The organism is Methylomonas sp. PHL2-19 (assembly GCF_059331595.1).
On the sequence record NZ_CP196839.1, the window covers coordinates 1,629,075 to 1,643,169 of the forward strand.

Sequence of the window (14,095 nt, forward strand, 5' to 3'; positions counted from 1 at the left end):
GATGGCACCACGACACATTGCGCTCGTCTTATTGTGTGTGCTGGTTTGGGGCGGCAGTTTTTCGGTAATCCGCTGGGGGTTGCAGGATTTACCGCCGCTGGCTTTTGCCAGTCTCCGCTTCGTATTGGTGGCATTGCTGATACCGTTTGTTCCACGACCAAACACTAGCTGGCGAACGATAGTTGTTTACGGACTAGGCTGGGGCGCAGTTCAGTTCAGCGGCCTGTTTCTGGCAATTCATCACGGGATGCCTACGAGCCTTAGCTCCGTCTTGGCGCAATCGCAGGTATTTTTCACGATGTTGTTCGGCATGGTATTAAGATTGGAGTCGCTCAATGCACGTAAAGGTTTGTCTCTGGGATTGGCACTAACAGGCTTAAGCATTATCGCGAGTGATGAATCCGCCGAGGTGCCGTTGATTGCCATGGCGTTGAGTTTAATGGGCGCTGCCGGCTGGGCATCGGGAAATATCGTCGTCAGAATAGTAGCAACTGCCGGACAACGCTCAGACTCCCTGGCTTTTATCGTCTGGGCATCATTGATGCCAGCTTTAACATTGGCGGCTCTGAGCGCCGCGTTTGAAAACCATCAGACGATTTTTAATTTGACTACGGCTTCCGCAGTCCCGGCGGCAATAGCAGTGCTTTACCAGTCGCTAGGCGCATTATTGATAGGCACTTTGGCCTGGAATCGGTTGCTGCGGCATTATCCCGCGACCACCGTTGCATCATTTTCCTTATTGACGCCGATTATAGGCCTATCGATCGGTTGCCTGTTTTGGGGAGAAACGCTTTCCATATCGGCATTCGTCGGCTCGACATTGTTATTGTTCGGCCTGATAAGCAATCTATCCGTTACAACAGTTCATGCTAAATAGTCATCTAGCCGGCACATCGGTTTAGTGAATCATCAGTTATTCAACACTTTGCGCGAATGGCCTCCTTCCGATAACGCTTGTCGATTTCCAAGAAGTAAAAGGGGACAGAGATGAATGTTGGAAGTGCTGGCAATGGAGCTCGGATGCCTTCGGCAGTACCAGCGCCGCTGATCGATGTCATCTGACGATCATCATCGTCCCCTAATTCTGCTTGACCTTCCAATAATGTAAACCTTTAGATTAATACCTCCAGATGGCCCCTGATACAAAGTAGCTATCCATGATTAAGATTTGAATGATTTTTAGGAGGTTGCAATGGAATCACATACACAAGTCAATATTAAAACCGCGTACGCCTATAACACCGCCGCCGATTTTTTCGATCATCCTGCCAACACGTTTTGGAGTCGATTCGGCAATAACACCATTGAGCGGTTAGGTTTAAGCAAAGGAGACAGGGTATTGGATGTTTGTTCCGGAACCGGCGCTTCAGCCTTACCGGCTGCGCGAAAGGTTGGCTCAGAAGGCCAGGTGGTTGCCATTGATTTGGCGGAAAAATTATTGGCTAGGGCTGCTGAAAAAGCCAAAGCAGATGGTCTTGATAACCTAGAGTTTCGGGTTGATGACATGCTCACTTTAGGTTATCCCGATGGTTATTTCAATGCCATCGTTTGCGTGTTTGGGATCTTTTTCGTGCCTGATATGGCCGCCGCAGTCAGAGAATTGTGGCGCCAAGTCCGGCCTGGCGGGTGCCTGGCGATTACAACCTGGGGGCCTGAGTTATTCGAGCCAGCCAACACCTCGCTTTGGCAAGCTATTCGCCATCAACGCCCTGACTTGTATAAAAACTTCAACCCTTGGGATCGCATTGCTACACCGGAAGGGCTTTTGGCGATGCTGGCCGAGGCCGGTTTAACCGAAGTGGACATTTTTTCCGAAGACGCGACTCACGCTCTGTCTGAGCCTGAAGATTGGTGGATATTGGCGATGGGTAGCGGATATCGGGGCACCTTGGAGCAATTGAATGGGGAACAGTTACAGAAAGTGAAGCAGGCCAATCTCCACCACTTGGCAAGTCAATCAGTTACCGAGATTTCAGCCAATGTGATTTATGCCATCGTCAATAAACCACTCGTTTAGAGCCTTGCATCTTTCCCAGTATCGATTTTTTTCAATAAATGCCCGTAACCAAAAAACGTAAAAAAACTATTGACCTTCCCATCGTGGCAAGCCGAACACTTTGATCACAGTCAATTTCAACAGGAGACTTGATCATGAAAACCCATAACTCCAGCCAGGCGGCAGATCGTTCGGTTCACTTGTCGATAGAGGGCATGACCTGCGCGTCCTGTGCAGGGCGTGTCGAAAAAGCGCTGAACAAGATTCCTGGCGTGCAGGAAGCTAGCGTAAATTTAGCCACGGAAAGTGCCGTTGTCCGTGGCGACGGCTCAGTGGATACCGACATACTGATCAGTGCGGTCGCGGCGACTGGTTATCGCGCTTCCGTCAAGCAGGATCGGCCGGTAAACAAACCAAGGCGGCAAGACGGACTGCCGGTGGTAATGTCGGCTTTATTGTCGCTGCCGTTACTGGCACCGATGCTACTCGAGCCTTTCGGTACTCAAATGGCACTGCCGGGCTGGTTGCAACTGGGCTTGGCGACGCTGGTCCAGTTCGTATTAGGGGCGCGTTTTTACCGGGCGGGCTGGAAAGCGCTGAAAGCCGGTGCCGGCAATATGGATTTGCTGGTGGCGATCGGTACGAGCGCGGCGTACGGCTTGAGCGTTTACCAATTGATAAACCGGACTGACGGTATGGCACCGCACCTGTATTTCGAGGCGTCAGCGGTGGTGATCAGCTTGGTGCTAACCGGCAAATGGTTGGAGACGTGGGCTAAACGGCAAACGGTTTCGGCGATCACGGCGTTACAAGCTTTACAGCCGCAAGTCGCTCGCGTCAAACGCGGTGATCGGGAACTGGAAATAGGGATTGAACAAGTCAGCGTCGGTGACCTAGTCGTCGTCCGCCCCGGTGAGCGTATCGCGGTCGACGGCACCATCGCCGACGGCCGCAGCCATATCGACGAATCGATGGTTACCGGCGAAAGTATGCCGATCGCCAAACAACCCGGCGATAAGGTAACCGGCGGTGCCATCAACGGCGAAGGCTTGTTGGTGGTGCATACCGATGCGGTCGGCGCGGAGACTTCATTAGCAAAAATGATTCGCTTGATCGAGAACGCGCAATTGGCCAAGGCGCCGATTCAGCATTTGGTGGATAAGGTCAGCGCATGGTTCGTGCCGGTGGTACTAGCCATTGCCTTGATGACTTGGCTGGGTTGGTGGTTGCATGGCGCCGCCATGGAAACCGCGATTATCAACGCCGTGTCGGTCTTGGTAATTGCTTGTCCTTGTGCGTTGGGCTTGGCAACGCCCGCCGCACTGATGGCCGGCACCGGCATTGCCGCCCGCCACGGAATTCTGATCAAAAACCCTGAAGTGCTGGAAATCGCCCATCGCATCACCACGGTCATTTTCGACAAGACTGGAACCTTGACACAAGGAAAAGCTTACCTGGTCGAAGCAGTGCCGTTGGGTATCGACCGCGAACGCTTGTTGCGGCTGGCCGCTTCCCTGCAAACCGGTAGCGAACACCCTTTGGCAAAGGCCGTGCTCAAAGCCTCAAGTGAGTTACAAATCCAAACCTTGCCGGTAGATGCCGTTACGGCCTTGCCTGGACGTGGGCTGTCCGGGCGAGTGGATAATTACGATTTGCGTTTGGGCAATAGCCGTTTGATGTCTGAATTGGGCATTGATCTGGGTGGGCTGGCGGAATGTGCCCATACCTTGGAGCTTGCCGGCAATACCGTGTCCTGGCTGGCGATGGTCGCTCCGCAAAAACGCTTGCTCGGCATGATGGCCTTTGGCGATCGACTCAAATCCACTGCATATCCTGCGATCAAACAATTGCAGGCATTGAATATCCAAACCGTATTGTTGAGCGGTGATAATCGCGGCAGCGTCAAAGCAGTCGGCCAGGCTTTAGGCATCAGCGACATAATCGCCGAAGTATTGCCGGCGGATAAGGCCTACCAAGTGGAATTACTGAAACAGCAAAACCACCATGTGGCAATGGTTGGCGACGGCATCAACGATGCGCCGGCACTGGCAGCCGCCGACGTTGGCATTGCCATGGCGACCGGCACCGATATCGCGATGCAGTCTGCCGGCATTACGCTGATGCACGGCGACCCGATACTGGTAGGTGACGCGCTCGATATTGCACAGCGAACCTACCGCAAAATCCAGCAAAATTTGTTTTGGGCGTTTAGTTACAACCTCGCTGCCATCCCATTGGCGGCTCTGGGTTTACTCAACCCGCAACTGGCCGGAGCGGCGATGGCATTCAGTTCGCTGAGCGTGATTGGCAACGCCTTATTGCTGAGGACTTGGAAACCCGCCGGCTTCTTGCAATCCGTCAGGCATTAACCGAACCTGCTTGCGGACGGTGAACTTGCCGCCCGCAACGCTGTGTACATCCATGTTGGAGAGTGATCGATGAATATCAGCCAAGCTTCGAAAATGACTGGCGTATCCGCCAAAATGATTCGTCACTACGAAAGTATCGGACTGATCAGAAAAAGCGTACGCACCGTATCGGGCTACCGGACCTACAACGACACCGATTTGCAGGTGTTGCGAATGATCAAACGAGCTCGGGGTCTGGGGTTTTCGCTGGACCAAATCCGCGATCTGGTTTCGCTGTGGCAAGACCCGGCGAGGGCCAGCGCTGATGTCAAAGCGCTGGCCCAATCCCATGTCGACGATTTGAACCGACGCATTGCCGAATTGACTGAAATGCGCGACATTCTGGCCCGGTTGGCGCAAACCTGTAGCGGGGACAATAAACCAGATTGTCCGATTATCGATACATTGGTACTCGGCCAGCAGATGGCTTAAAGCTATTCGAACTCGGGATTCTTGTTCTGTTCGGTAAAACTATCGAGTAATGCCACAAGGAAGCTAAAGCAATCACTGATGGCACGTGTTTTTGAGTTTGGTTTAACGGCAGATGTTGAAACTAAATCTTGTAAAATACACCGCTGCTACACGACGCAAATCCCTATTCATTGGGATAACGACAAGTTGGGTAAATCGCTGGTCCTTGTGGAATATGGCACCAATTCGGCGTCCAATGACTACCAGGGGGGCTATCCCATAATTGCAATTCCTCAAGTAGTTGCTCCGCATTTGACGTTGACCGACGTGCCTTATGCCGAAGTGCCAGAATCAGAAGCATCTTCGCTAAAATTGATGGTTGATGATGTATTACTGATTAGGACCAATGGAAATCCAGAATATATCGGCAAGTCAACCATCGTTTCAAAGGAAGTCGCGGAAACACACACTATCTATGCGTCTTATTTGATTCGTTTGCGTACAAATCAGTCTTTACTTCTTGGGGCTTATCTTAACTATTTTCTTGCTTCACCTTTGGGGCGTCGCCAAGCTGGAGCCGTGGCAAATACATCAGCAGGCAACAATAATATTGGTGCACGAGCAATCAAGCAGTTCCGTTTTCCAAGGCCACCGTTAGAGGAGCAAAAACAGATCGTCGAGCTATTGGATGGCATTGAAAACCAGATCAACGCTCAAACGAAAGTGGTAAATGCATTACTTGAAGTAAAACGTTCCCTTCTGCAAAACTTGCTCACCGGCAAAATCCGTATCCCACCAACTTTTGAGATAAGCTAACTCGAATTCATACCCAATAGGAGAGACGCCATGCAACCCATACGCCAAGTTTTCGATGATGCGCCCGATTTTTTCCCGGTGCCTATAGAACTTCGCCACCGTAAGGTAGAGATCATTGTTTGGCCGCTGGATGACAGTACGCCGGAGCAAGCTGTGCGAGTAAAACCAAAATTCAACATCGCGGATGTCGAGTCCATTGAGATTCCATCGCGGGAAGAACGTAATGCCCGGCGCTAAATTCGTCGATACCAACATCTGGATATACGCCCATTTACGTAAACCAAATGAGCCGCGTCACGCGATTGCCCTGGAATTGGTATCCGAGCTAGACACTGCGGTGATCAGCCCGCAGGTTTTGGCGGAGTATTACAATGTGATGCTGCGTTCCGGCCAAGCGGATGTTTGGATTCAGGAGAACCTTAATATGATGCTGAGCTATGTCCGTTTGCAAGCGCTCAATGAGGCTGTTGTTCGTCGAGGCTGGCAAATTCGTAACCGTTATGGCTTTTCCATTTGGGACAGCCAAATTGTCGCTGCCGCGTTGGAAGCCGGTTGCGATACGCTATATAGCGAAGACATGCAGACAGGGCAAGTGATCGAAAGTTTAACGGTCATCAATCCCTTGCAAGGATAAGCACTGTTCGATTTTTAACGGAGGGAACCACCCATGACTACCGCGAGTGATGCAAACAACGAGGGCGTATCCAAGCCCGTCACTGCTTATGATGTAGCGCATCTTTTCAACGAAGACACCACAGTCGAGCGGGAAATCATCGAGCATCTGAAAGGCGCGACCCTCGGCTGGGAATGGCGCTCGCGCGAGTCTCTGAAAACCTACCGCCCCGATGAATCGGAGGTGTTGCTGCTGCCTTTATTGCGCGAAAAGTTGAAAGCCTTAAATCCAACGATTTTGACTGACGATGCTCGCGTCGATGCCATCGTGACCAAGTTAAGGGCTTGCCGCGATAACCAGCAATGGCTGGCCTGGCTGAAATCCGGCGTCAATTACAAATTCGATGCCGCCGAAAACGCGCAAGATGTGCGTTTGATTGATTTCGAAAATCTGGATGCCAATGACTGGTGGGTGACCAATCAGTTTCCGGTAGAAGGGCGCTCACCGCGCCGCCCGGACATCGTGCTGTTGATCAATGGCATTCCTATTGTGGTGATCGAAGCCAAAACGGCAAGCCGCAATAAACCCGATTGGCGCGAAGGCGCCAAGCAGTTGGGTAAGTATGCTGAAGAGATCGATCAACTTTTCCATACCAATGCTTACGGCGTTGGGGTCAACGAAACCCGAATGATGTACGGCGTGCCGGGGCGTCGGCTACAGTTTTGGCTGCAATGGCGCGATCCTTGGCCGCACGACATCGACGAATTCAATGAAATGCACGTCTCGCTATATGGTCTGTTCGACCGAAGCAATTTGCTGGACTTCATTCGGCACTTTATCGTGTTTGTCACCAAAGACGGCAAAACCGAAAAGGTGGTGGTGCGCTATCAGCAGTATCTGGCCGTTAAAGACATCTTGAATCGGGCCACCGATTTGAGTCAGCCCGCCGAAAAACGCCGGGGTTTGATATGGCATACCCAAGGTTCCGGTAAAACCCTAACCATGATCTATGCCGCCCGTAGTTTGTGGGAAGACCCGAAATTGCAGCAACCCACTGTTATTTTGCTGGTAGACCGCGAGCAGCTGGGCGACCAGATGGATAGGGAATTGAATTCCACCGGTACGGATAACGTACATGTAGCCGCCAGCAAGCGCGATTTGGAGGAAAAGCTGACCGGCGACTATCGCGGGGTGATTCTAACCACTGTACATTTGTTTGACGGCATGCCCAAACACGTCACCAAACAGCGCAGCAATGTGATCGTGATGGCCGATGAGGCGCATCGCACCCAAGAGCGGGAACTGGGTACTTATATGCGGTCTGCGTTGGCAGGCGCTTCGTTGTTTGGCTTTACCGGCACACCGATTGAAAACGACGATCACAATACCCCCAAAGCTTGGGGCTTCGTGAAAGACGATGGCAAGCTCGAGCGTTACATGGGGCGGCCTTACACGGTGACCGATGCCTTGCGCGATGGCGTGGTTAAGCCCATTCATTGGCAGCCGCGCGTCACCGATTGGCAATTGCACGGTGTTAAATTGGATACAGCGTTTAAGCGTGAATTTGGACATCTGCCTGCGGATGAACAAAACCGCTTGAGCACGGATGCCGCCAGGCTGGATGCCTTGCTGTTCCATCCCAAGCGGATTACGCAAATTGCGGATGACGTGGTTCAGCACTTTATCGAACACGTTCGTCCCAACGGTTTTAAAGGCTTGTTTGTCTGCAAGGATAAGCAAGCCGTGAAGATTTACACGGCTGCTCTGCGGGAGCGACTGGGCGATGAAGCGGTGATGTCTGTCATTTCCGAAGCGCCGCAAAGCGATCCGAAGGACATTCAGTCGCTGTATCTCGGCGATAGTAAACGTAAAAAGTTGCTGAACGAATTCTTGATACCGGCGCTGTCGGAATCCGAGGAACACAAGGATAAGCCTTATCGTAAGGTCGAAATACTGGTGGTGTGCGATATGTTGTTGACCGGATTCGATGCGCCGATTTTGCAGGCCTTGTATCTGGACAAAAAGCTGCAAAATCACACCTTGTTACAAACGATTGCGCGGGTAAACCGGCCTTACAACGAACTGAAAGGCCATGGTTTGGTGCTGGACTATTACGGTATCTTCGACAATTTGAATGAAGCCCTGAACTACAAGCCGGACGAGTTGGGCGATGTAGCTTTTCCATTTGACACGATTCGCGAGCATTTTACTAAGACGTTTCAGCAAGTCTGGTCTTTGTTCCCGGAAGATACCGTACCTCGGGACGGGTCACATCAGGCATTCATTGCCGCTATGACGATCTTGCGCGATGTGGATGGCGCGGAAAAGCAGTTCGATACCGGCTATCGCAATTTGCGAGTGCTTTACGAGGCCTTGCAACCGGATGAACAGTTGCGCGAGTTCATTAGGCCTTATGCCTGGCTGACCAAGCTTTATCTGTTGTATCGGAAAAAGTTTTACCCGGATGCCAGTCTTAGTGTCGAGGCTACGGATGAAGACGCTGCGCGTACCCGCGAGCTGATTCGTGAGCATATCGATGTCGAAGAACTAGAAACCGAGTTTCCGACCTACGTGTTGGATGAGCACTTTCTGACCAAACTTAAGGATAAAAAGCCAGATGCCAAGGCGTTGGACATCGAAGCCATGTTGTCCGCCGAGCTGCGCATTCGCTTGGATCAGGATGAAAATTTCCGCTCGCTTGCCGAAAAATTGCAGCGCTTAATCGACGAAAAGCGCGCGGGGACGCTGGCCGGTATCGCGTTGATCGAAGAATTTGAAAAATTGACCGAGGCGGTTCGCGCTGCTGTCGAAGAAGCCAATCGGCCTATTGCTCAGCAATTGGCCCTGAAAATAAAGGCCCGCAATGCCGCCATCGACGATGTGTTGATCGCCGAAATTGCCGCTGCGATTTTGGCGGAGGCTGACAAGGTTTGTTTTAGTGGTTGGTGGAATAGCAGTTCGATCGACCCGGAGTTATCCCGTAATTTGTTATTCATGTTGGCCTCAAAATTTCCTTCAGCTGGATTGTTGGCAGATGACGCCATGGGTCTTATTGGTAACTTTATTCAAACCTTGAAGCGTAAGCACTACAAGTCGGCCAATCCTGTAAAGCCAGATGAGCAGTAACTTACGCGAACAATTGGTGTTGGCGGACGGACGAAGTATTGAGTATCAGATTCGCGAATCTAAAAAATCCCGTTCTATCCGTTTGAAGGTCAGCGCCCGTGATGGCCTGGTCGTCACGGCTCCATCAGGTGTAGATCAGTCGAGCGTCGCGAAACTGGTTGCTAGTAAACAGCAATGGATTACAGAACGCCTGTCCGAATTTGAGTCAGTCCGTCACTTGTTGGAGAGCACTGAGTTATCTCGCCCTCTAGCATTTGATTTGCCGGCGTTGAGCGAATCTTGGTTGGTCGAATATCACGCGACGAAGAGCAAGACAGTTGGAGCTAAGACGGATCGGTATGGCAGGATTGTAGTGGCCGGTGCAATCGAGAATATAGATGCCTGTCATGCTGCTTTAAGGCGTTGGTTGGCTCGGCACGCAAAAGCCGCTTTGATTACCTGGGTTGCCAACGTCTCACAACAAACTGGTTTGCAGTTCGCCGATTTATCCATCAAAAACCAGCGTACCCGATGGGGCAGTTGTTCGACAGCTGGACGTATTAGTCTAAATTGCAAATTGCTGTTTTTACCGAAAGACCAAGTGCGATATGTCATCGCCCATGAACTTTGCCATACTTTGGAGCATAACCACTCTAGTCGATTTTGGATGCACTTAAGGCAATTGGAGCCTCGTGCCGATTTGCTGCATGGGAAAATGCGTGATGCTTGGAAATTGGTGCCGATTTGGGCGCAGAGAGGGATTGGGGTTGAGTTGTAGGCAGAGCCTCCCGCTTACGCAAGGTGGCTTTAGGATTCGATGCCATGTGGAGTCTGCTTGTTTTTGCTTGTTCGATGTACTATTTTTATAAAGTACGGAACGGTTTATTGTTAAACAAGTGCCAATAATTCAATTGACGGAGGGTAGTGGTTTTTATGGATAATATTTGGACCGCAGCAATTAAAGCTACTGGTTCCGTGGGTGTGGTTGGATTTCTGATTTATTTCATTTTGAATCAGATTTTCAGCGAACAAATCATAGAACTTTTTGGAAGCGATAAGTTATTTGCATTAACAATCCTTATAATTTCCGCATTACTAATTGTATTTTTAGTCGCCATTCTTAAGTCAAAGGAATCGCCAGAGAACAAGAGTAAGTCTGGTGGAAATAAAGTTACATATAAAGACAATGCCACTCATAATGGAGATAATAATTTCTAATTATGGATGTGGGTGCACAATATCAAGACAAGGCTTTTCACACTGGTGATAATCATTTTGTTACTCTAACCAGCCTTGAAAAAGCTATTGATCAGGTAAAGCGAGCTTGTCGAGAGGATGAGAGGCTTATCGATATTCTTGAAGACTTGGCAGACTACATAACAGATAATCCTGAGCGGGAAATAATCGGGCTAGAAAAAAAGTTAGAAAAAGGGGGCAGGCTTGATTTGTTTAGTCGGGCGACTTTCCTCAAGAATAAGTTTGCTCGACGAGTCGCAAAAAACCAGATGTCGAAAGTAGAACAACATGTATATATACAGATTCTTTCGGCAATTAACACAACGTGGTATCAAAGTATTCATCCCAAGATTATTTCGGGAGCAAATAACCAAGAAATCGATCTGCTAATCTTAGAAGAGCTCATAAAGCCTATCCATCAAGCCATTGTCAGATTTGATTATACGATAACCACTGAAATTGTAAGTGGAATGCTCTATTTCCTAACTGGGAAATGTCATCTGATTTGGAGTACAGAATGTTAATGTACCATCCAGTGCAGGATGCCAATCACTGTGTTTTTAGGACATTACTCATTCTTGAAAACACTGTTCATGAGTTTATAGATATTGAGTTGTATCGGCTACTTGATTTTTATATTGTTTTTCCACACATGTTAAAACACATAAAGCCGTTACCAGCTGAATTAAATGCTTATAGGCGAGTGCTTTCAAAAATACCTGATCCTTTCGAGTCTATGCAAAATACAAAACGGATTTTGTATGAGCTTGAGTCTCTACAAACTGTGGCACTTCATAATCTTCTAGCAAAGCAGTTGATTGACATTGACAGCTATAAGGTTAAGCAGCTTAAGCGCTCAATTGAACCAATTCCACAAGATCTCAGCGATGTACTCCACTCTTCTGAGGTATCTCAGAATGAGTGGTTTCGAATGGTAGTTAATGAACTTCCACTGATTAATTTTGGTGGAAAAAACGGGCTTAAAAAGAGAACAGGATTAATGGAGTTTAGGTATGACACGGAGTTGCAATGAGTCTTTCTAAGCTATTCGTCAATCGGTTAGTTGTATGTAAATCAGGCCGCTTTGTCTATGATCAACCTTTTCACCAAGGTGTGAATATTGTTCGGGGTGTCAACGGTACCGGTAAGTCAACGATTGTAGATTTACTTTCATACGCTCTTGGAGCGGTTATAACGGAGTGGACCAAGGAGCAGTTAAGTTGCGATTGGGTTATGGCAGAAGTAACACTGAATGGGGTACTTTTTTGCCTTAAAAGAGAAATTTCTGATACTGGACAGGCAAAGATGTTTATTTCGGAAGGGGCTGCCGATGATGCTTTAACATCCCTTACCGATTGGACTCAATATTCAATACGCCGTAGTGAAGAGCGCCATAGCTTTTCTCAACAAATCTTTGAATTGTTGGGGCTACCAAGGCATAAAACTGATGACTCTAAGAATTTAACATTACATCAAATCCTTCGTTTGATGTATGTGGATCAGCTTTCGGCTACTGGAAAGCTCCTCAAAGAAGATAAAGAATTCGATAACACCACTTATCGGCGTGCCATAGGTGAATATTTATTGGGCATTGACGATCTTGAGGCGCACAACTTAAGGCAAGATTTATTGGCTGCCAACAAAGCTTTTGAGAAGTTAAATGGAGAGTTGAACGCTATCTACAGATTATTCGGAGGCGAAGTGTCCCGAATTAACGAACTAGCCTTAAATAGTGAAATCAGTGAAATTGCGTCAGAATTAGATAACCTAAAACTTAGAATGCAGGAAATATTGCGTTCTAAGTCGAAAGACCTAAACGAACAGGCAGCTGCAAAAGCCACGGAACTTCAAAATAAAATTGACCAGCTTTCCTCTGAGAAGAAAGAATTAGACACTAATAAAGCTGAAATTTCTGTTGAGTTGGTTGAAACCGAATTGTTTGTTACATCACTATACGATAGAAAGATTGCTTTAGGTCAGTCGAGACTTACTTATTCTTCTCTAGGTGCAGTTCAGTTCAAGTACTGTCCAGCGTGTCTACAGCTAGTTTCTGAACATGAACATTCGGGCTGCCGTCTTTGCAAAACAGAAAAACATGATGGCAATCGAGATTTAGGCTATGTGCAGATGCTAAACGAATTGAATTTTCAAGTTCGGGAAAGCGAGGCTCTCATAAAAGAGTTTAGGGGCAAACTAGACGAAATTAATGGTCGATTACCGAAAATTAATCGGCAAATTGAAGAAGCGAAATTTGAATATCAGGAGTTAGAGGTTACAGCCGAAGCGAAAGATGCAATCCTTTCCGGAATAGCGTCTGAAATGGGTTTTTGTAAAAGTCAAATATTAGCCCTTGAGGATCGCCGGGAACATGTAAATAAAGTCGAATCTTTGAGACAAGAAAAAGAGAAAGCTAATACGCTTATTCAACAAATACAAGATAAGCTAGATCAGATTAATGCCAGACAAGCCAACAGGTTTAACGAAGTCTACGGATCAATCGAAACCATAGCCAGTCAATTATTGGCCCAAGATGGAAGTTACGAGCCGACTTTTGATGAGGTGGAAGAAGTTACGTTTGATTTTGCAAAAGATAAGATGTTCGTCAATGGCCGAAGTAAATTTTCTGCGAGCTCTATGGTAGTCATGAAAAATAGCATTCGTTTAGCTATTTTCTTGCATACTGTCGATGATAAGTTTGCACGCCTGCCTAACTTTTTGATTATGGATAATATCGAAGACAAAGGGATGGTTGATGAGCGCAGTCATAATTTTCAACGAATCATAGTGTCAGAGTGTGGAAAGTTAAAAAACGATTATCAGTTAATTTTCACTACTTCAATGATCGCCCCAGAGTTGAACGATACAGCAATGTGTGTTGGCCCATTTTATGTAAAAGGTACTCACACGTTAGATTTTAGTGGAAAGTGATCTAGCTTTGCCGGCTGAAAGGTACTAGCTTCGTATTTGGTGGGTAGCAAATAGCCAAAACTACAGTAAAAACTACAGTGGTTCATACTACTTCACACTACTTTTTACGACTTTACGCTTCTTCAAACACATGATAAGCTATTGATTATACGGACTTATAAGTAGTATGCAGTTGCTAGATAGTTGTTTGAATCGAACTTTTAATGCGATGGTCGTGCGTTCGAATCGCACACGACCCACCACTGAATGACCAAGCTAATCAATAGCTTATCAACTGGCTTGCCCGTCGAGTTGAAGCAACAAACCGCAGCAAGGCGCAAATTTAGGCGCACTCTGCATTAAGTTGCTCAATGAGGTGGCGTAATGAACCAGCAAAAGCAGTCCCTTTTAGTCCAGTCCGCGGCTAAAAATTCAAACCAACCAAATATTTTTTCTAGCCACGATTCTTTCGTGTGTTTCTGCGTGCCTCGCGTTTTCGTTGGAGGTGCATGATGGCTTACATCAGACCTCTAGCAAACGGTAATTTCCGCGCCGATGTCCGCTGAAGGGTATCGTTAAAAACAAAACCTTCCCTGCCGAGTC

13 protein-coding genes are annotated in these 14,095 nt (G+C 48.1%); all 13 read left to right on the plus strand.

Going from position 1 to position 14,095, the window contains the following annotated elements:
- The first annotated feature begins 1 nt into the window (after window position 1).
- The 13 genes from ACR02O_RS07850 to ACR02O_RS07910 all read left to right on the plus strand — a co-directional run bounded on the left by ACR02O_RS07850 (window position 2) and on the right by ACR02O_RS07910 (window position 13,513).
- The gene (locus ACR02O_RS07850; RefSeq protein ID WP_494523138.1) at window positions 2-877 is read left to right on the plus strand and encodes an EamA family transporter; all 876 of its coding nucleotides are present in this window, start codon (window positions 2-4) and stop codon (window positions 875-877) included.
- Window positions 878-1,192: 315 nt separating this feature from the next.
- Window positions 1,193-2,017 carry a class I SAM-dependent methyltransferase gene (locus tag ACR02O_RS07855; RefSeq protein ID WP_494523139.1) on the plus strand — a complete coding sequence of 275 codons (825 nt, stop codon included), beginning with the start codon at window positions 1,193-1,195 and terminating at the stop codon, window positions 2,015-2,017.
- A gap of 134 nt (window positions 2,018-2,151) precedes the next feature.
- Complete coding sequence (locus tag ACR02O_RS07860) at window positions 2,152-4,365, plus strand: heavy metal translocating P-type ATPase (protein ID WP_494523140.1); 2,214 nt, start codon at window positions 2,152-2,154, stop codon at window positions 4,363-4,365.
- A gap of 69 nt (window positions 4,366-4,434) precedes the next feature.
- A complete protein-coding gene (gene cueR / locus ACR02O_RS07865) occupies window positions 4,435-4,836 on the plus strand; it encodes a Cu(I)-responsive transcriptional regulator (RefSeq protein ID WP_494523141.1) in 402 nt (133 codons plus the stop codon).
- Between the two features lie 78 nt (window positions 4,837-4,914).
- Window positions 4,915-5,631, plus strand: a complete 717-nt coding sequence (locus tag ACR02O_RS07870; protein WP_494523142.1) for a restriction endonuclease subunit S — start codon at window positions 4,915-4,917, stop codon at window positions 5,629-5,631.
- 30 nt (window positions 5,632-5,661) lie between these two features.
- Window positions 5,662-5,868 carry a hypothetical protein gene (locus ACR02O_RS07875; RefSeq protein WP_494523143.1) on the plus strand — a complete coding sequence of 69 codons (207 nt, stop codon included), beginning with the start codon at window positions 5,662-5,664 and terminating at the stop codon, window positions 5,866-5,868.
- Window positions 5,855-6,265, plus strand: a complete 411-nt coding sequence (locus ACR02O_RS07880) for a PIN domain-containing protein (RefSeq protein ID WP_494523144.1) — start codon at window positions 5,855-5,857, stop codon at window positions 6,263-6,265. Before ACR02O_RS07875 ends, ACR02O_RS07880 begins: the two co-directional genes overlap by 14 nt.
- A 33-nt stretch (window positions 6,266-6,298) precedes the next feature.
- Window positions 6,299-9,370 carry a type I restriction endonuclease subunit R gene (locus tag ACR02O_RS07885; RefSeq protein ID WP_494523145.1) on the plus strand — a complete coding sequence of 1,024 codons (3,072 nt, stop codon included), beginning with the start codon at window positions 6,299-6,301 and terminating at the stop codon, window positions 9,368-9,370.
- Window positions 9,360-10,127 (plus strand): M48 family metallopeptidase, encoded by a 768-nt coding sequence (locus ACR02O_RS07890; RefSeq protein WP_494523146.1) that lies wholly within the window; start codon window positions 9,360-9,362, stop codon window positions 10,125-10,127. The genes ACR02O_RS07885 and ACR02O_RS07890 overlap by 11 nt, the downstream gene beginning before the upstream one ends.
- A gap of 155 nt (window positions 10,128-10,282) precedes the next feature.
- Window positions 10,283-10,567: a hypothetical protein gene (locus ACR02O_RS07895; RefSeq protein ID WP_494523147.1), complete on the plus strand. Its 285-nt coding sequence runs from the start codon at window positions 10,283-10,285 to the stop codon at window positions 10,565-10,567.
- A gap of 2 nt (window positions 10,568-10,569) precedes the next feature.
- Entirely contained in the window at window positions 10,570-11,109 is a 540-nt protein-coding gene (locus ACR02O_RS07900; RefSeq protein WP_494523148.1) for an ABC-three component system protein, read from the plus strand.
- Window positions 11,103-11,618 (plus strand): ABC-three component system middle component 5, encoded by a 516-nt coding sequence (locus tag ACR02O_RS07905; protein WP_494523149.1) that lies wholly within the window; start codon window positions 11,103-11,105, stop codon window positions 11,616-11,618. The genes ACR02O_RS07900 and ACR02O_RS07905 overlap by 7 nt, the downstream gene beginning before the upstream one ends.
- Complete coding sequence (locus ACR02O_RS07910) at window positions 11,615-13,513, plus strand: hypothetical protein (protein ID WP_494523150.1); 1,899 nt, start codon at window positions 11,615-11,617, stop codon at window positions 13,511-13,513. Before ACR02O_RS07905 ends, ACR02O_RS07910 begins: the two co-directional genes overlap by 4 nt.
- The last annotated feature ends 582 nt before the right edge of the window (window positions 13,514-14,095 follow it).